This window comes from Lysinibacillus sp. Ag94 (assembly GCF_023242215.1).
In the GTDB taxonomy this organism is placed as follows: Bacteria; Bacillota; Bacilli; order Bacillales_A; family Planococcaceae; genus Lysinibacillus.
Map to the genome: position 1 here is coordinate 3,839,384 of NZ_CP096780.1, position 18,911 is coordinate 3,858,294.

At 38.0% G+C, this 18,911-nt stretch carries 14 protein-coding genes and 1 riboswitch; all 14 genes read right to left on the reverse strand.

Annotated features, from left to right (window positions below):
• Positions 1–452: 452 nt before the first annotated feature.
• Positions 453–3,632, reverse strand: a complete 3,180-nt coding sequence (locus MY533_RS18010) for a hypothetical protein (protein ID WP_248717027.1) — start codon at positions 3,630–3,632, stop codon at positions 453–455.
• The gene (locus tag MY533_RS18015; protein WP_248717028.1) at positions 3,629–5,053 is read right to left on the reverse strand and encodes a glycosyltransferase family 2 protein; all 1,425 of its coding nucleotides are present in this window, start codon (positions 5,051–5,053) and stop codon (positions 3,629–3,631) included. Before MY533_RS18015 ends, MY533_RS18010 begins: the two co-directional genes overlap by 4 nt.
• Positions 5,050–6,096, reverse strand: a complete 1,047-nt coding sequence (locus MY533_RS18020; RefSeq protein ID WP_248717029.1) for a HEAT repeat domain-containing protein — start codon at positions 6,094–6,096, stop codon at positions 5,050–5,052. The genes MY533_RS18015 and MY533_RS18020 overlap by 4 nt, the downstream gene beginning before the upstream one ends.
• Complete coding sequence (locus tag MY533_RS18025; RefSeq protein ID WP_248717030.1) at positions 6,093–6,977, reverse strand: response regulator; 885 nt, start codon at positions 6,975–6,977, stop codon at positions 6,093–6,095. The genes MY533_RS18020 and MY533_RS18025 overlap by 4 nt, the downstream gene beginning before the upstream one ends.
• Before the next feature lie 436 nt (positions 6,978–7,413).
• The gene (locus MY533_RS18030) at positions 7,414–8,262 is read right to left on the reverse strand and encodes a MetQ/NlpA family ABC transporter substrate-binding protein (RefSeq protein WP_248717031.1); all 849 of its coding nucleotides are present in this window, start codon (positions 8,260–8,262) and stop codon (positions 7,414–7,416) included.
• A gap of 85 nt (positions 8,263–8,347) precedes the next feature.
• Positions 8,348–9,016 (reverse strand): methionine ABC transporter permease, encoded by a 669-nt coding sequence (locus tag MY533_RS18035; RefSeq protein WP_132361827.1) that lies wholly within the window; start codon positions 9,014–9,016, stop codon positions 8,348–8,350.
• The gene (locus tag MY533_RS18040; protein ID WP_248717032.1) at positions 9,006–10,034 is read right to left on the reverse strand and encodes a methionine ABC transporter ATP-binding protein; all 1,029 of its coding nucleotides are present in this window, start codon (positions 10,032–10,034) and stop codon (positions 9,006–9,008) included. Before MY533_RS18040 ends, MY533_RS18035 begins: the two co-directional genes overlap by 11 nt.
• 261 nt (positions 10,035–10,295) lie before the next feature.
• A riboswitch (SAM riboswitch) is annotated at positions 10,296–10,400 on the reverse strand.
• 64 nt (positions 10,401–10,464) lie between these two features.
• On the reverse strand, positions 10,465–10,767 hold the full coding sequence (locus MY533_RS18045) for a thioredoxin family protein (RefSeq protein ID WP_132361833.1): 303 nt from the start codon (positions 10,765–10,767) through the stop codon (positions 10,465–10,467).
• 15 nt (positions 10,768–10,782) lie between these two features.
• Positions 10,783–11,124, reverse strand: a complete 342-nt coding sequence (locus tag MY533_RS18050) for a toprim domain-containing protein (RefSeq protein WP_132361835.1) — start codon at positions 11,122–11,124, stop codon at positions 10,783–10,785.
• 441 nt (positions 11,125–11,565) lie between these two features.
• Positions 11,566–11,946 carry a glycine cleavage system protein GcvH gene (gene gcvH / locus MY533_RS18055; protein ID WP_132361837.1) on the reverse strand — a complete coding sequence of 127 codons (381 nt, stop codon included), beginning with the start codon at positions 11,944–11,946 and terminating at the stop codon, positions 11,566–11,568.
• Between the two features lie 171 nt (positions 11,947–12,117).
• Positions 12,118–12,474 carry an arsenate reductase family protein gene (locus tag MY533_RS18060; RefSeq protein WP_132361839.1) on the reverse strand — a complete coding sequence of 119 codons (357 nt, stop codon included), beginning with the start codon at positions 12,472–12,474 and terminating at the stop codon, positions 12,118–12,120.
• A gap of 343 nt (positions 12,475–12,817) precedes the next feature.
• Positions 12,818–14,602: an acyl-CoA dehydrogenase FadE gene (locus tag MY533_RS18065; RefSeq protein WP_248717033.1), complete on the reverse strand. Its 1,785-nt coding sequence runs from the start codon at positions 14,600–14,602 to the stop codon at positions 12,818–12,820.
• A 143-nt stretch (positions 14,603–14,745) separates the two neighbouring features.
• Complete coding sequence (locus tag MY533_RS18070; RefSeq protein WP_132361843.1) at positions 14,746–15,918, reverse strand: acetyl-CoA C-acetyltransferase; 1,173 nt, start codon at positions 15,916–15,918, stop codon at positions 14,746–14,748.
• 357 nt (positions 15,919–16,275) lie between these two features.
• A complete protein-coding gene (locus MY533_RS18075) occupies positions 16,276–18,660 on the reverse strand; it encodes a 3-hydroxyacyl-CoA dehydrogenase/enoyl-CoA hydratase family protein (RefSeq protein WP_248717034.1) in 2,385 nt (794 codons plus the stop codon).
• Positions 18,661–18,911 lie beyond the last annotated feature (251 nt).

The window sequence follows — 18,911 nt, forward strand, 5'->3', positions numbered from 1 at the left end:
TTTCGACTGGGGGGCTTTGTAGCTGTCGCTTTGCTTTCGCTACAGAAAACATTTGTTGCTGCCGCTTTGCTTTCGCTACAAAAAACATTTGTTGCTGTCACTTCGCTTTCGCACAGATAAAACATTTGTTGCTGTCGCTTCGCTTTCGCACAGATAAAACATTTGTTGCTGTCACTTCGCTTTCGCACAGATAAAACATTTGTTGCTGTCGCTACAGAGCAAGCTTCCTGGGGGCGTCCGATAGCTGCTTCACTCGCGATGCTCGCTCCAGGGTCTCGGGCCAACTGGTCACGAAGGCGTTATCACAGGCCGTGATGCTTTTAGCCTTCGTTCCTTTATTGCTAATCCCCAAGGAGTCGCTTAGTCCCCACTCTATCAACGATCATCCCAAATTTTAGTAATAAACAAAAAAACTTAGAATAGGCAAAAACTTACCTATCCTAAGCTCTCATTTAATATGCTTTAAATAATTTTTGTAAAATATAATATGATTGTTTTAGACGCTCTTCAAACTTAGGTGTTTGCCATGGTTCCCAAGTATAAGGTGAAAGTTTCGGTAAGACTTGACCATTTGTCTCTGGTAAAGATTTTACAACCTTACCGTCTTTATCTACAAAAACGGCACCAATATAAATATTATCGACTTTAGTCGAAGCTTCCTTCCCATCCTTATATAGATCTCCGATAAACTCACGCTGGCTCGGATCTTTTGCTTGGATTAGTAGCCAAGGAATTCTTAGCTCAATCACATTATCATCCGTCCACGTATAGTCCACTAACGAATTGTAATCTTTTGCTTTTGGATTGGCGTTCCCTTGAAGCAGCTTCCCGGTTTCATAATAACTAAAATCGGTTGTAATTTTTTGCTCTGGTAAATATAGCTGTTTATTTAGCACATAGTTAATCGGTGCAAACTTACCACTATTTTTTGTCACAGCTGCCATACGAGGCGGAATCATTTTTAAATTGTGACCGTAAAAATAATCATAAAAATCATAGTACTGATCTATGACAACTCGAGAGTCTTCACTTTTATTTAATTCCACCATAAAATCTACACCATTTGAAAATGTCATATCTTTTATTGATGTCGCCGAAGTATTCCCTTGATTTGGTACTACATCAAGTAAAATACGAGGTGAAGCTTTTTCTAAAACATCACTTTTTAATTTGAAATACAAATATCTTTCATCATAATCGACAGCAAAATCTGTTGTATCTGGAGGTGAGGTATTGTACAGTTGTGTACCTTTCCACTCTGTTGTATTGCCGTCTACTTTTACTTTAAATCTATCAAAGCTTAGCACGCCAAATTGCTGTTCGTTCGTTTGTGCATTGGACCAAAATGGTCGACGATTCGGGTCATCATAATCCATCGTATTCCAAGTTCGCTTAAACCACTCGTCCTGCCATGTAAAGATAAGACCTCCTAGCAAGCCTTCATGCATAATATCTTCATATAAATGTTGAAGTGTTTCACCCTGCTGCTGTTCGGACATATGCCCCTGATTCCAGCCATAAACATTTTCATGTGTCATCCCGCGAGCTGCTGGGATTCCAAATTCCGCAATAAGGACAGGCATACGATGAGCTTGATGTAAGTCTTTTAAATATCCTGCATAACTATTGTTATTGCCCCGGAAATCTTTATAATTTAAATATTTTTGGTCGAAGTTAAAGAAGTCAGGGTAATATGGATACACATGATAAGAAGCAAATTGTCCTGGCGCCTGCATTTCACCCTTCGTATAAATGACATTTGGATTGACTCCAACCAAATCTTCATCCTCAGAAGGTTCAGAAGGATGGTCTAGCAAGTCGGTTGTTACCCAGTTTGTGAAGCTCATTGGGCGAATCCAATTGTATTTATCCTTTTCATAAGTAGTAATAAGATCCATTTGCTCCGCTAACCAATGCTCAAATGGTGCAGCATTTTTCGTTTCAAAATACGTCCCATTGTATTCGCCTATATTAGCGTGTTTTTCGTTCGTACCGACTACCATGTGCGGATACCATTCGATTCCTAGCACCCAGCCAATAACAAATTTTGAAACGTCAACATCGTATAAGCCTGAAGCATGTCCTGCTACTGGCTTCACATAAGTATTACCGTGGATAACATCTACCATGCGCTTCATTTCTACTTGGAAATCCTTTAAGGTAGTTTCATCATAGGCATCTAGTGAATCTGACAAGCCTTCCTCATTAATCCACACACCATGCAATACATACAATGGTTTATCTGGGTTTTCCTCATTGTATTTAGCAAGTGCCCGATAAAAACCTGGTGGGTGTAATGTATAGACGCGAATCGTATTGGCATTCATCTCAGCAATTTGACGGAACCAGCGATAGTACTCTTCTTCCGTAATTGCCGCCTCGCCAGGGAATGCTCCCGGTTTCCCCATACCGATATTAACGCCCTTAAAGACTAGCGGCTCCCATTTCCCATCGTGTAAGACTTCAAATGATTCACCTTTAATACGTGCATTATAATTTTGTTTTTCATGATTAACGTTTTCCTTAACCTCTTTTTGCTCAAACGTTTCAAAAATTTTATGCATGACTGGTATATAAATCGACCAGTAAAATGAACTATCTGCATACTTCTCAGCATATTTATAAATAGTCGGTAAACCCTTTATTTTATAAAGGTTCGGTACCCGTGACATATCGTTGAAATCTCCAGCAAAGTAATAGCTTGTCGTGTAACGTTTATCCTGTGAAACGATAGCCGCAAATTGCTGCGGAATATCGTTGTCCTTTAATAGTTTTTCTCCACCTTTTGTTAAGTCCCATTTATAATTAGCAAGAGCATCCTCCGCATATTTAGGCGTGATAATATCAAACCAATAGCCATATTCTGCACTAGCGGAGGTATTAAAAAATTTTTGCCCTTCTTCCGTAAATTGCACCTGAATACCTTCTGTTTTTACATGCTTGTCCAGTTCCAGCACAATGAGCTTTTCGGTAATTTCATTAAATAAAAGAAAGCCACCGCCCTTATATGGCCAATTATCACCATGTTCATCTATGACCCATTGTGGGATTTCTGAGTTTTTATGATAATCAAGCTCATCAAAATAACGCCCAATCCATCCAGACCATGATATGCCTAAATAGTCTTGTAGCTCTTTTCTAACTGCCTCTGATGTTGGTGACGCAAATGTATTGTATTCAGCTATAAGCATACTTTTCTTGTTGCTTGCTAAACGACCTACTATTGATTGCCATTCTTCCATTTCTAAGCCACCAACAATTTTTTCTGAGCGTTTACCTAAACGCTTTTTTTCATTTAAATCATCCTTATAAACACCATACATATCTGCCAAATAAATAACATCATAATTGCTATAGTCGGTCGGAAACTTTTTTTCAGATACTCTTTTCGTTTTATCATTCGGAATCGTACCATAGTAATTTTTTTGTGCATCATATGGTTGATGATCAATTGTGTATTTATAATGGTTTAAAAACCAGTTCACACCTAAATGCTCTCGATAGGTTTCGTTCGGAACCGTTTTATCTAGGATCGCGACGTTCAGCGGTTTTTCATCGCTCAAATACCACCATGCTATAGGTGTAACAATGAGAATTAGAGTAGCTATGACCCCTATATATATTCGCTTCATACACTTTTCTCCTTTTCAGCAATGCCGACACGCTTCATATTGCCCCAATCGCTTTTTCTTAGCACAAACCGAACTAATCCCTCACAGCGCCATAAAAGAGTGAGTGGTCGATACCAAAAAATTTCAGTAAATGCTAAAAGTATCATTCGTAATAGCTCTTTCTTTCTCGGGTACGTGTTCATTGTCCATGCCTCGAATAGTATAGATGCAATTGAAAAAATTACTCCATAAATAACGAAGAGCAACAACAATATTACCGCTACTTCATAATAGATTTTCCCAAAGAAGAATGCTACTACGATATAAATATAACCACCTAGCTCAACAATTGGACCTAGGCATTCTACAAGCCAAAAATAAGGCAATGCAATAAACGCTAACAAGCCATATTTGGGGTTGAATGTCATCGTTTTATGTTTCCAAAGACTTTCAAATAATCCCTGATGCCAACGTCTACGTTGATTTCGCAAAACCCCTAATGTCTGAGGTGCTTCCGTCCAGCACACAGGATCTGGTACAAATTCTATACGTTTCTTTTCTTTTTTCTTTCTTATCAAACGGTGAATATTCACGACAAGCTCCATGTCTTCTCCAATAATATTCGTTGAATAACCGCCCGCTTCCACAGCCCATTCCTTCGAAAAGACACTAAATGCTCCGGAAATAATAAGCACAAGATTAAATTTACTTAAAGCGATTCGCCCCATTAAAAAAGCTCGCAAATATTCTATTATTTGCATGATGACTAAGTAGTTATTCGGTAAGTGGGTTTCAGTAACAGAACCAAGCTGCATTGTCGCTCCATTGGCAATTCGAATATTTCCTCCTGCCGCAATCACTTCACCATCAGATAAAATAATTGGCTTCATTACACGAAGTAACGATTTTTCATCTAAAATTGAATCACCATCAATAGAGCAAAAATAAGGATATTGCGAAACATTGATACCTACATTTAATGCATCTGCCTTACCACCATTTTCTTTATCTACTAAAATACAATTTTTATAGATTTCTGACTCATAAATTTGTTTAACTTCTTTTGTAGGGATATTTGTACGAACAATTTTATCAACGGGTTTCATTCGGAAATGCTCGATGACAGTTTGCAGTGTTGTGTCGGTAGAACCATCGTTAATAATGATAATTTCTGTTTGCGGATATCGTAAATTCAACAAAGAATAGACTGTATCTACAACTCCAACCTCTTCGTTGTAAGCAGGGACTAGTAAGGATACTGGTTTTGAGTAGAAGGCATCGATATGCGCATCATCATATTCTGAGGGATCTAATTTATAGCGTTTGCGTAAATCTAGCATGGCAATTACAAACATTGCGCAATAGGAAACAATAACGAATAACATATAAAACATAATAATGCCGCCAAAGAACCACATACAATAATCTAACATTAATTTCATTTGATCCCCTGCCTTCTGACTACTGTTTCCTGTGCCATTTCAATTGCATATTGGTCGTTTGAAGACTCCATAAATTGCTGTAATTTTGCAATTCCTTCCCTATTTTCCGCAATTGTTTTTGCTGCCTGTGATCGTACCCACCAATTGTCATCTTCAAGAAGCTGTTCTAAATAAGCATAGGTATATTCTAGCGGCACATGCTTAAAGATTTTTGCAATCATTAATCTTACTTCCCACATATCTGATGCCACAAATGGCACATAAGGATCGATTTCATCAATGACACCAATTTCATAAAGACCCTTTAATGCTCTTATTTTTATTTCTGGTTCCTCGTATGTTAATAGCTGTTTTAATTTCTCAATATATTGCATATTTCTTTTGACAGCTGCAGTATCAATTGCAGCGAATTGAATATTTTTCGTCCAGCTATTAAAGTCTTCAAACAATCGAATAAATACAGAATCGTCTAACAATACAAATAATCTTCTATATTCGCTTTCAGAATAATGAATGCTCGATTCTTTAATTTTTTCGATAAACAATTCTTGTCGGAAAATAGAGTATATTTTTAACAACTGAAAATATTCTTCCTCCGAAATTTTGGTTTTCTCGAATTGTTGACAAATATCTAATAATTCATCTATCTGTAAATCAGCAATTCGATATAAAGCATTCATCCTAATGCTCCAACGTTTACTTGCTAAATCCTTGTCATAAAACTTTTTTAAATAGTGATTAGAAAACTCTTTGATTTTATGTTCAACTTTTTCATTCGTTATATTTTTCAAATACGATGAAAAGATTATTTCGATAGCTGCTACTTGAGCTCTTCCACGGGGTACAAGCACCATAGAGAAATTTCCATCATTGAACAAATAGTTGTACCAGTGCTGTGAATAGTTTTGTAAATAAGTATCACGCGTTTTTGCAAAGCGAATCTCCCGCTCATGTTGCAAAAGTAGATATATGGTAAATAAAAATAACATAACTAATAAAACAACGATGACCGTTAAAAGAAAAGAAATCGATAGCTCGATCATAGCCAAAACCTCGCAAATGTTCTCCTGATTTTTGCTTCTAACAAACGTAAATTAAATGGTTTTACGATAAATTCATCGACTCCACCTTCATAAGCATTAAGTGTCGCCCCTTCTGAGTTTCGTTCCGACATCATATAAATGATGAACTTTTTCTCATTCGGCATTTCTCGTAAAATGTGCAAAATTTCTAAGCCATTTTTACGTGGTAAAATATCGTTCATGATAACTAAATGCATATGGCCTGTTTTATAAGTTTCGGACTGTAAAAAACTATAGCCATCGTCATAAGTAGCAACGTCTAGCGTAAAATGAGGGATGTCTAAGTGAGTGAACGTTGTTTCTAGCACTTTTCTAAAGATTGCATTTTGTTCAATAATACTAACCTTTACTTGTTCCATCGGTTGTACACGATAATCTGTAACCTGTTCTATCGACCAAATCGGCTGTTCGTCATTTGCTAGTGTTTGCTTATTCTTGTCTAACAACGTTTCAAAGTTAACGCTATTATTTCTTATTTCAGTAATAGAGGCTTTTAAAGCTATTTGCTGATATTCCCTTTCTCGCTTAAGAATGGCAAAAATCCTTTTTAAAAACGCCTTTGCCTCGACTTCACTACTTTGCAGAAAAAATATTCCCCAATGTACGCCATCCGCTAATTGGAAAAGTAAATCTGTTTTTCGTATTTTGGATGTTAGAAAAGCTGAAATTTGAGGATTCACTTGATTACGTTCTATATCAGTTCCTTGTGGGGAACTAGCTAATTTAAAAAAGACTGCCGTCATTGTTAAACGCGAGCGAATAACACTCTCACGCAAAATTTCAAAATAACCCTTCACATCATGCTCCTGCATGATGTCTTCTACAATGATTAATTTATTCATTTATGTCCACTCCAGTGATGTAAGAAATATTTATTCTCCTCCATTATTTTTCTATCATTCTTTTGATCTATAAACACATCAACTATAGTAATAAATATTACTCAACAATATCTATACAAAATTATTGGTAAATCAGTCACTTTTAAAATATATTATATTTTTGTTATAAAATACAAAAGAAGACTTCTTTTGATAAAAAGTTATATTTTTCTGATAAAAGACACCTTTCTTTAAACAACAAAAAAAGGTCCCTTTAAGACCGCAATGATATAGTATTTTTTTGACAAACATTACGAAAAGTAACAGTATTTCATAGAGGATAATACAGCAAATGGCTATGAACGAACCCAGAGCTATACGGATTTATTCTTTTCCGACAAGCAAAAAGGATATGTAAGCTTTTCATACTTACATACCCTTTTTCGGTAAATTCTATTTATTTAACTGGTACAACTGAGCCTTTCCATTCTTCAATAATGAAGTCTTGGATTTCTTTAGATTTTAATACTTCTATTAATTTTTTAATTTCAGGTTTTGTTTCATCACCTGCACGCACAGCGACTATATTTACATATGGAGATTCTTTATCTTCAAGAGAAATTGCATCTTTCAATGGATTTAAGCCATTATCGATTGCAAAGTTCGAGTTGATTAGAACCGCATCACCTTCATTATTTTCGTACATTTGTACAAGCATTTCAGGCGCTGTATTTGCATCGAATTTAAAGTTTTTAGGGTTTTCTGCAATATCTTTTATTTCTGCTGCTGTTTTATCAACACCATCTTTTAATTTAATTAAGCCCTTAGCTTCTAACAATGAAAGCATACGACCGTGGTCTGATACTGAGCTAGAAAGTAAAATTGTTGCCCCCTTTGGAAGATCCTCAAGAGATTTATATTTTTTAGAGTAAATTCCGATTGGTTCAATATGAATAGCACCAGCATTTACAAAGTCATAGCCATTTTCTTTCATGCTAAGTTCTAAGTAAGGTAAATGTTGGAAGTAGTTCGCATCAAGTTCGCCAGATTCTAAATGTTGGTTTGGTAATACATAGTCTTGATATTTTTCAATTTTAAGATCGATACCTTCTTTAGCTAAAGTTGGTTTTGCTTTTTCCAAAATAATAGCATGTGGTGTATTCGAAGCACCTACTGTTAATGTTACATTTTCTTTACTATCACTAGATGATGAGCTTGAGCCTGTTTCTTCTTTTTTACCAGCCCCACAAGCGGCTAGAGCTAGTACTAATACAGATAAAAATAAACCTGTTAATAACTTCTTCATTTTATTACTCTCCCTTTTTACTTATATTAAATATGTTAGCGGTATAAAACCGAGATAACCAAATGTTAGTAGTGTGATGCTCTTTTTAGCGTTTATCTGTTTTCGCTGTAATGAAGTCGCCAATCCATTGAATAACAAATACTACTATTAAGATTAATATAGTCGCCATTAAAGTTACATCTGAGCGATTACGTTGGAAGCCATCTAAGAATGCTAAGTTTCCTAGACCACCTGCACCGATAATACCGGCCATCGCAGTATAACCAACAAGCGCTACAGCCGTTACAGTAAGACCAGACATAAGCGCTGGTAACGATTCGGGAATTAATACTTTCCAAATAATCGTTGACGTTTTGGCACCCATTGAACGAGCCGCTTCAATAACACCTTTATCAATTTCGCGTAAAGCAATTAATACCATACGAGCATAAAATGGTGCAGCCCCAATAATTAATGCTGGTAAAGCCGCATCTGCGCCACGAATTGTGCCGAGTAAAAATTTCGTAAATGGAATTAATAAAATAATCAAGACGATAAATGGGATCGAACGGAAAATATTAACGATTGATCCTGTTAAAAAATTCACAATTTTATTGGCCCATAGTTGGTTGGGACTTGATAAAAATAATAAGATTCCAATTACTAATCCAAGTATAAATGTGATAACCGTAGAAATTGTTGTCATGTACAATGTTTCATACGTAGCGTCCCACATTTTTTCCCAGTCGACATTCGGAAAAAGACTAGTTAGCATTTGCAATCACCTCCGTTTGTACTTCGACTGTATTTAAGTAGCTAAGTGCAGCAGCAACATTGGCACCTAAGCCATCAATTTGCACAATAAGTGTACCGTACGCTCCATTTTTCGTTTGCGAAATATTACCATGTACAATACTTACTTCTACATCAAACTGTTTCACAAGATGTGAAATGACAGGCTGCTCTGTTTTTTCTCCTACAAAGATTAGCTTAACAAGTTGTCCATTAGGATAATTTGCTTTAATTTGTGCCACAGTTTCCTGTGTTTCCTTCGTATCTGTAATTTGAGAAACGAATTTTTTCGTAATGGCAGCTTGTGGAGCTTGGAATACTTGTAATACTTCGCCACGTTCTACAATTTCTCCAGCTTCCATAACCGCTACACGATGACAAATCTTACGAATAACGTGCATCTCATGTGTGATTAAGACAATCGTTAAACCTAATCGTTCGTTAATATCGACAAGTAGATCAAGAATAGCATCTGTCGTCTCTGGATCGAGTGCGGATGTTGCCTCATCACATAACAATACCTCTGGATTATTAGCAAGTGCACGAGCGATACCTACCCGTTGTTTTTGTCCCCCCGATAGTTGTGATGGATATGCTTTTTCGCGCCCATCCAAGCCAACTAGTGTAATCAATTCTTTCACACGTGCTTCACGTTTTGCCTTTGGCACACCTGCGATTTCGAGTGGGAAAGCGATGTTTTCTGCAACAGTTCTAGACCAAAGTAAATTGAAATGCTGGAAAATCATACTTACCTTTTGTCTAGCATCCCTAAGCTTTTGCCCCTTTATGGATGAAAACTCTTGATTGTTAACCGTCACCGTACCAGATGTAGGCTTTTCTAACCCATTTAACAAGCGAATCATTGTACTTTTACCAGCGCCACTATAGCCGATAATGCCGAAAATTTCACCTTTTTTAATAGAAAGGTTGACGTCTTTAACTGCTGTTAATTCGCCATTCGTAGTTTTGTATTTCTTCGTAATATTTTGAAGATTAATCATAGCGAATTCTCCTTTTCTCATATCAATTATGCCTCGTTAAGGTCACTCAGTCGTTTTTTTGTTGTTGCTGTCGCTTCGCTTTCGCACAGATAAAAACCGTGTTGCTGTCGCTTCGCTTTCGCACAGATAAAAACCGTGTTGCTGTCGCTTCGCTTGATCGCCACAGGACATGACATTCTTAGAACTGAGTTCCTCTATTAAAAAAACCCCTTCACTTATAGACAAGTAGAAGGGGTCACGTAACTTATACGCTAAACCGTTCTCTCATCTTTCAAAGATAAATCTTTGGGTGATTTGGCACCTTTTCACGTTTGTGATGGTTGCCGGGCTTCATAGGGCACTTCCCTCCGCCGCTCTTTATAAGAGTTCGATATATTTATTGTTTTTTTAATATATTTGTTACTTTACCACGCGATTAATATTCCGTCAATTAATTTTTTAACAATTCGTATAAATACGGTACAGATTGAAAGGCATAAACCTTTGCTGTCATTTCTCCGCCTTCATATACGAGTAAACATGGTACACTTTCGATTTTATTATCATAAGCTATTTGCTCTATAAAATTTATATTCGCTTTACCAATCTGTAGTTGTGGCAACAATTGTTCAACTACCATCATCATTTTCGATGCAACTGCGCACGTTCCACACATTGGCGTATATAAATAAAAGGCAGCTTTTTCACCGGACTGGATAGCCGCGTTCCACTGCTCTGTTGACCATTCTTCCATCTTTTTCACGCAACCTTACAAAATATACTCATTATGGATTGAGAAATGTGCACGAAGCAATATAGCCGCTAACACTTTCCTCGGAGTTGTCTCAACTTCCTTATATGTTGGCATCGTTCGTAAATGCTCAGCCTCTGGATAATGTCTGTCCATTAATGCCCGTAGCTTATTACCTGATGTATCTGCATCAAAAAATGTATAAAGCTCACAACCCTCATATGGATCGAGTAGCTCTTCTAATTGATGCACACCAATTGTACCATTTGTACAAAGTATTTTTACGTCTTCATTTAAAATAGGTTCGATTTGAAGTTTATCCGATCGGCCTTCTACAATTAAGCATTTTCCCTCGAACATCACGCCACCCCCATTTAGACATAGCCCTTATAATTCATTATATCAATAAACCTTATCGTTGATACAGTTAGATACCTATTAATAAAGAAATATACTTGCATTTACTTCACCAACAATAGTGGGAGAATGCATGAGGATAATAAAAAAACGTCGGTAGTTTCCGACGTTTTTCTAATTAATTATGCCTCGGCATAATTGCGTCCGAAATCGACTTTGCGCTTAGGCCTACACGATGGCCGACGCGATGTCGTTCATTTCGGTAAAACCACAAGGACGTGGTATTTTTACCGATGCAGGTCAGTTAACCATAATCGCATGCATGCGATGATCTTAGGCTAACATCCTTTAAGCACACCTTTCCGATTCCGTGACATCCGCCGGAGGCTGTAACTTCTTGTTGCTAATGTTTAGGCACCTGCTATAAGAAGCTAAAGGCTTGTCTTATTCTGCAATCATTTCTTCGTATTGCTCAGCTGTCATAAGCTTGTCAATTTCTGAAGCATCAGCAGGCTCTACAACGATCATCCATGCTTTTTCATATGGTGATTCATTAACGAATTCTGGGCTATCTTCTAAATCTGCATTTACTTCAACTACTGTACCTGAGATTGGTGCGTATAATTCAGAAACTGTTTTAACAGATTCTACGCTACCGAATGGATCATCAGTTTTGATTTCGTCGCCAACTTGTGGAAGTTCAACGAAAACGATATCTCCAAGTTCAGCTTGTGCGAAATGAGAAATACCGATACGTACTTTACCATCTTCTACTTTTACCCATTCGTGCTCTTCAGAGTAACGTAAGTCTTTAGGTGTGCTCATGCAAAAACCCCTCCATAAATATGTAATATATTCATTTTCAGTGTGCCATACTTCTACCATAAAAACAAGAATCAATTATGCTCATTCATCTCAAACCTAAAGAGGTGAAGACTTCTAACCTGACGCTTCGCTTTCACTACATACAACCTTTACTGAAACAAGTTAAAAGCGTCATTTCCAAGCTTGCTCAAAATCTGATTCTTTAAACCCTAAAGTAACTTTTTTTCCATTAGTTACTATCGGACGTTTAATCAACATACCATCTGATGCCAGCAGTTCAAGCTGCTCCTCTTCAGTCATTGTAGCGAGTTTATCTTTCAAGCCAAGCTCTCGATATTTCATACCAGAAGTATTAAAAAATTTCTTTAAAGGTTGTCCACTAGCTTGCCATAATTTTGATAATTCGTCCTTTGTAGGTGGTTGTTCGACAATGTGTACCTCTTCGTATGAAACCCCATTGTCATTTAGCCATTTTTGAGCTTTTTTGCAAGTAGTACATTTCGGATATTGAATAAATTGAATCGTCATTTATAGGCTCCTCTACTATCATTTTTAGGAACTACCTTTTCAGTGTATCCCTCATTTTCTGTAGTATACCATCATAACCGTTACGAACCAAAATGAAACTCCTCATGCTAAGCGTGGGTTAATCGGAGTTCCCGGCCACTAGCATCCGATGAGCCGCAACAAAAGCGAAGAGTGGCTAGACGCCCCAAATGCTAGCGCTGATAAGATACTCAGAATCGCTGATAAAATGCCTACAATCGCACCAAGCGCCCAGCCGGAATGGAAAACCCTCGTTTTGCTTTACTTTATTTTCAAAAAACCTAGCTATCACATCTCTGTGGATAGCTAGGTTAAAGCTGTCATATTAAACTACAAATTTTTCTGCTTCAATTAATTTAACAGAAGCTTCGCGTTTCTTCGCGATTAAGTTGTATGGGTTGTTGCGAGTTAATTTACGGAGCGCAGACAATGTCATGCGTGCAGCGTCGCCGTCTGCTGAAGCAAGAATCGTATCTTTTGCCTCTTTTTCAATTTCTGCAAATGCTTCTTGGCAGAAGATTTGAGTGTATAGTAATTTTTGATGCGCTTTTTCAGCACCGTCACGAGCAATCGCTTTTTCTGTACGTAATACAGCTGATTCCATCGCGAATAATTGGTTTGCAATATTAGCAATATTCACCAATACCTCTTGCTCTTGATCAAGCTTCGCGCCGTAGCGTTGTGCTGCTAAGCCTGCTGCTAATACAGCAATTTTCTTCGCATTTTTCACAAGATATTTTTCCTGTGCTAGTGGCTCTGTGCCTACATCTTCAGGCATTAGCATAAGAAGCTCTTGTTGTAAGTTTTGAGCAACTTGTAGCAATGGCAATTCACCTTTTAATGCTTTCTTCATAAATGTACCTGGTACAATCATACGGTTAATTTCATTTGTACCTTCAAAAATACGATTAATACGAGAATCACGATAAATACGCTCTACTTCGTATTCAGCCATAAAGCCGTAACCACCGTGTAATTGAACTGCTTCATCTGCAATGTAATCTAACGTCTCAGAACCAAATACTTTAGCAATAGAACATTCAATAGCATATTCAGCAATTGCGCCAGCAATCACTTTTCCTTGCTTTTGCTCATCTGGGCTTAGCTGACTTAAACGATCCTCAAATAAACCTACAGTACGATAGTTTAATGACTCAGATGCATATAATTGCGATGCCATTGTTGATAGTTTTTCTTTTGTTAGATTGAAATCAGACAGCTTCGTTTTAAACTGCTGACGTTGGTTTGTATATTGAATGGCAAGCTCTAATGCACGCTTCGAGCCACCAATTGTTCCAACCCCTAATTTATAGCGCCCGATATTTAAAATATTGAAGGCAATTACGTGTCCGCGGCCCACTTCACCTAGTAGATTTTCCACAGGTACTTCTGCATCTTCAAGCACTAATGTACGAGTTGAAGAAGATTTGATACCCATTTTCTTCTCTTCCGGTCCAACTGAAACGCCATTAAAGTCACGTTCAACGATAAATGCCGTGAATTTATCACCATCGATTTTCGCATAGACAACAAATACATCTGCAAAGCCTGCATTTGTAATCCATTGCTTTTCTCCATTTAAAATATAATGTGTCCCTGCATCATTTAACTTCGCAGTTGTTTTTGCACCTAATGCATCAGAACCTGAACCTGGCTCAGTTAATGCGTAAGCAGCAATTAATTCACCTGACGCAAGCTTCGGTAAATACTTTTGCTTTTGCTCTTCATTTCCGAAAAGTACGATTGGTAAAGAACCAATACCTACGTGCGCACCATGTGTAATAGAGAAGCCGCCAGCAACAGACATTTTTTCTGCGATTAATGCAGAAGAAACTTTGTCTAATCCTAGACCCTCATATTCTTCAGGTACATCTGCGCTTAATAAGCCGAGTTCGCCTGCACTTTTCAGTAGACGAACCGAATGCTCAAATTCATGGTGTTCTAAATTTTCAACGACTGGTAACACTTCATTTGCTACATACTCTTCAGTTGTTTTAGCAATCATTTTATGCTCATCTGTGAAATCTTCTGGTGTAAATACACGATCTAATTCCACATCTTCAATAATAAATCCGCCGCCTTTAATAAAATCCGTTGTTTTTTCTGTCATGCTAAATTCCTCCCTATTTATCTATTGTTAATAGCTTTAATCCCCTATATATAGAAAAGCTTGAAGCACTGTGTTCGGAGGCAACCGGAAACGCTGCACTCCAAGCTGATCTAGCAACTATCTCTATTTCTTTGAACGTTGAATTATAAAATTTCAAATACCCCTGCAGCACCCATTCCGCCACCAATACACATTGTTACGACGCCATACTTCTTACCTTGACGCTTCAATTCATGAATAAGCTTTAATGTTAGAATGGCTCCAGTTGCACCAAGTGGGTGACCTACGGCAATTGCTCCACCATTGACATTTACTTTATTTTGGTCGATGCCTAAATGGCGTACGACCTGTAAGGATTGTGACGCAAATGCTTCATTAATTTCCCATAAATCAATGTCATCAATTGCTAGCCCTGCAATTTCAAGTGCTTTAGGTACTGCCACGATTGGTCCAATACCCATCACCTCAGGAGGTACACCACCAACTGCAAAGCCTAAAAACTTCGCCATTGGTGTCAGCCCTTGCTTTTCTGCTTCCTCACGATCCATTACAAGTACTGCCGCCGCACCGTCCGAAGTTTGAGAGGCATTACCAGCTGTAACACTGCCCTTAACATGGAAGGCTGGACGAAGCTTCGCTAAACCTTCTACAGATGTACCTGGACGTACACCTTCATCCATGCTAAACGTGAATTTTTTCACCTGTGGCTTGTTGTTGTCATCTACATAATGCTGCTCTACTTCAATTGGTACGATTTCATCATTGAACTTACCTTCTTTAATCGCTTTTTCTGCAAGCTCATGTGAACGAACAGCAAATGCATCTTGGTCTTCTCTACTTACATTGTATTGACGTGCCACTTCCTCCGCTGTGTGCCCCATCCCCATATAATATTGGGGAGCAGTTTCTGCTAGCGTTGGATTTAAACGAGGTGTATTACCTACCATTGGCACCATACTCATAGACTCGACTCCACCAGCAAGAATCGCCTTAGAATGTCCTAGCATAATACGCTCTGCTGCAAAAGCGATTGCTTGTAAACCTGATGAACAGAATCTATTAATCGTCAGCGCTGGTGTTGTATCTGGTAACCCAGCAAGCGCTCCTATATTACGTGCTACGTTCATGCCTTGCTCAGCTTCAGGCATTGCACACCCTAAAATTAAATCGTCAATCGGACCTTCATAGCCCGCTCTTTTTAATGTTTCTTTGACAACAACCGCTCCAAAATCATCTGGTCTAACTGTTGCTAAAGAACCCTTCTTCGCTTTTCCAATCGGAGTTCGTGCTCCTGCTACAATAACGGCTTCACGCATGTATTAATCCCCCTTTGTTTCATGTGCAAGTATGGTTAATTTCGTATTATCAAATATGCCTCGGACATAATTGCGTCCGGAATCGGCTTTGTGCTTAGGCCTGCGTGATGCAGGTTAGTTAGCCGTTATCGTATGGATGCGATGATTTTAGGCTAACATCCTTTATTAACGCCTTTCCGATTCCGAAGCTTTAGGCCGACAGGATGTTGGTCACTCAATCATTGCCACAGGACGTGGCGTTCTTAGACTGAGTTCCTCTATTTCAGTGGACGTTGGATACCCGCTAAAAAGTGACTTAAATTCGCATTCATCTCACCACTTATAAAGTTAGGAGGCTCCTGCTGAAAGAAATTAAATTTAGTTACGTAGTGGTTTACCCTTTAAAAGCATGTGCTGCATTCTTTGTTGAGATAAAGGTTCTGCAACTAAGCTTAGGAACGCCTCACGCTCAAGGTTTAATAGATATTGTTCGTCTACTAATGTGCCATACGGAACTTTACCACCAGCAATGACATACGCTAATTTTTTAGCTATTTTTAAATCATGTTCACTAATATAGCCTGATTCAAACAATCCTTGCGCACCGATTAATAGCGTACCGTAGCCTGATGCACCGACTACAGGAACTTTTGCAGGTACAGGTGGTTGATAGCCTGCCTCATAAAGCGCTAGTGCAGCTTGTTTTGCATCATATAGTTGATGATCTGGGTTAACAGAAATCCCATCAGCAAAGTTTAAGAAGTTATTTTCACGTGCTTCTTCGCCAGACGTCGAAACTTTTGCCATCGCAACTGTTTCAAATACTTTATTAGCAATATGTTGATAGTCTACCTCAACACCATTTGGTAAGCCTTTGATGAATTTTTGGTACAGTGCCTTATTACCGCCGCCGCCAGGAATTAATCCTACGCCGACTTCCACTAAGCCCATATACGTTTCCATTGTTGCTTGAATATGTGCAGCTGGTAAGCAAACCTCTGCTCCTCCACCAAGTGTCATAGCAAAAGGTGCTGCTACAACAGGCTTACGAGAGTATTTAATCTTTTGCATTGCATCTTGGAATGCTTTAATAACGAAATCTAGCTCAAAAATATTATCATCCTGTGCTTCTACTAAAATCATTCCTAGATTCGCACCAACACAGAAGTTTTTCCCTTGGTTACCGATGACTAAGCCTTTATAGTTAGCTTCTACTTCATCGACTGCAAAGTTAATCATTTGAATAATGTCCAAGCCAATTGCATTTGATTGGGAATGGAATTCAAGTAAGGCAATTCCGTCACCTAAATCTATTAAACTAGCACCTGTATTTGATTTAATAACGCCGTGCTTTTTCTTATAACGTTTTAAGTTAATTTCTTTTTCATTTACCGGCACTTTTACATATTCAGAGCCATTATAATACGCTAGATCACCGTCAATTTCCGAATAGAAAGTTTCAAAGCCGCTTGCTAACATATCTTTGACAAATGCCGGCACTTCACGACCTTCAGCCTCCATTTTAGCTACGGACTCTTTGACACCGATTGCATCCCATATTTCAAATGGCCCTTGCTGCCAGCCGAAGCCCCATTTCATAGCATTGTCAATTGCAACAATATCATCAGCAATTTCACCGTGTAGCTGCGCGGAGTAAATTAGCGTTGGAGCGAAAATACCCCATAACAACTCTCCTGTGCGATCTTTCGCATAAGTTAGTGCTTTTACTTTATTGGCTAATCCACGAGTTTGTTTTGCCATTTCAATAGAAGGTGTTTTTAATTTTTTTGCTGGGCTATATTCTAGTGTAGCTGGATTAATTTCAAGAATCTCTTTACCTTGCTTCAAGAAGAACCCTTGACCTGATTTTGCTCCTAACCAGCCGTTTGTGACCATTTTTTGTAGGAATTCTGGCACTGCAAATACTTGCTGCTCTTCACCAGTTGTTTGATCATAAACGTTTTTCGCTACATGGATAAATGTATCTAAACCAACAACATCCAGCGTTCGGAATGTTGCAGATTTTGGACGACCGATTAGTGGACCTGTTACAGAATCTACCTCACCAACCGAATAGCTACCCTTCATCATTTCTTGTAAAGTAATTAGTAAACCGTACGTTCCGATACGGTTGGCAATGAAGTTCGGTGTATCTTTAGCAAGTACGACACCTTTTCCAAGCACATCTTCGCCAAATGTTTTCATAAAGCTTACAACCTCAGGCGCTGTTGTGTTTGCCGGAATGACTTCAAGTAATTTCAAATAGCGTGGCGGGTTGAAAAAGTGAGTTCCTAGGAAATGCTTTTTAAAATCCTCTGAACGCCCTTCTGCCATTGCATCGATACTTATGCCAGATGTGTTAGAACTAATAATTGTGCCAGGCTTACGTACAGCATCAATTTTTTCATATAGGCTTTGTTTAATCGCTAAATTTTCAACGACAACTTCAATAATCCAATCTACATCTTTTAATTGCTCTAAATCGTCCTCAAAGTTACCAACCGTTAGTAGTGATAAATTTTTCTTAGAAGTAAGTGGTGCTGGCTTTTGCTTTAATAACTTTTGAAGCGCTCCGTTAACGATACGATTTCTTACAGCAGGATGCTCTAAGGAAAGACCTTTCGCTTCTTCCTCTTTTGTTAGTTCCTTCGGTGCAATGTCTAATAATAATGTTGGAATACCGATGTTTGCTAAATGTGCTGCAATTCCAGAACCCATTACTCCAGAACCTAGAACAGCAGCTTTTTTAATATTGTAAGTCACAAGCAATTCCCCCTTATTCTCCCATTGAATGAATAGCCATTCATTTTTTGGCCAAAAAAATTTCAAGTTTGCCTTAGTGTATTTTTGTCCAGATCATTTTACGCGTAATCTGTGACATACGACTGAGGCTTATCTTCATTCAGCTACCATTTTGGATTAGAGGTTAATATCTTCTGCTGAATAAAGATAAAACTACTTTTTCTGTTTTTAGTTTAGATTATTTTGTCTCATTTAGCAATCTTTTTTCACCA

Coding starts and splice junctions, on each gene's coding strand:
- MY533_RS18010 (WP_248717027.1), bottom strand. CDS start 3,632: ATGAAGCGAATATATATAGGGGTCATAGCTACTCTAATTCTCATTGTT.
- MY533_RS18015 (WP_248717028.1), bottom strand. CDS start 5,053: ATGAAATTAATGTTAGATTATTGTATGTGGTTCTTTGGCGGCATTATT.
- MY533_RS18020 (WP_248717029.1), bottom strand. CDS start 6,096: ATGATCGAGCTATCGATTTCTTTTCTTTTAACGGTCATCGTTGTTTTA.
- MY533_RS18025 (WP_248717030.1), bottom strand. CDS start 6,977: ATGAATAAATTAATCATTGTAGAAGACATCATGCAGGAGCATGATGTG.
- MY533_RS18030 (WP_248717031.1), bottom strand. CDS start 8,262: ATGAAGAAGTTATTAACAGGTTTATTTTTATCTGTATTAGTACTAGCT.
- MY533_RS18035 (WP_132361827.1), bottom strand. CDS start 9,016: ATGCTAACTAGTCTTTTTCCGAATGTCGACTGGGAAAAAATGTGGGAC.
- MY533_RS18040 (WP_248717032.1), bottom strand. CDS start 10,034: ATGATTAATCTTCAAAATATTACGAAGAAATACAAAACTACGAATGGC.
- MY533_RS18045 (WP_132361833.1), bottom strand. CDS start 10,767: ATGGAAGAATGGTCAACAGAGCAGTGGAACGCGGCTATCCAGTCCGGT.
- MY533_RS18050 (WP_132361835.1), bottom strand. CDS start 11,124: ATGTTCGAGGGAAAATGCTTAATTGTAGAAGGCCGATCGGATAAACTT.
- gcvH (WP_132361837.1), bottom strand. CDS start 11,946: ATGAGCACACCTAAAGACTTACGTTACTCTGAAGAGCACGAATGGGTA.
- MY533_RS18060 (WP_132361839.1), bottom strand. CDS start 12,474: ATGACGATTCAATTTATTCAATATCCGAAATGTACTACTTGCAAAAAA.
- MY533_RS18065 (WP_248717033.1), bottom strand. CDS start 14,602: ATGACAGAAAAAACAACGGATTTTATTAAAGGCGGCGGATTTATTATT.
- MY533_RS18070 (WP_132361843.1), bottom strand. CDS start 15,918: ATGCGTGAAGCCGTTATTGTAGCAGGAGCACGAACTCCGATTGGAAAA.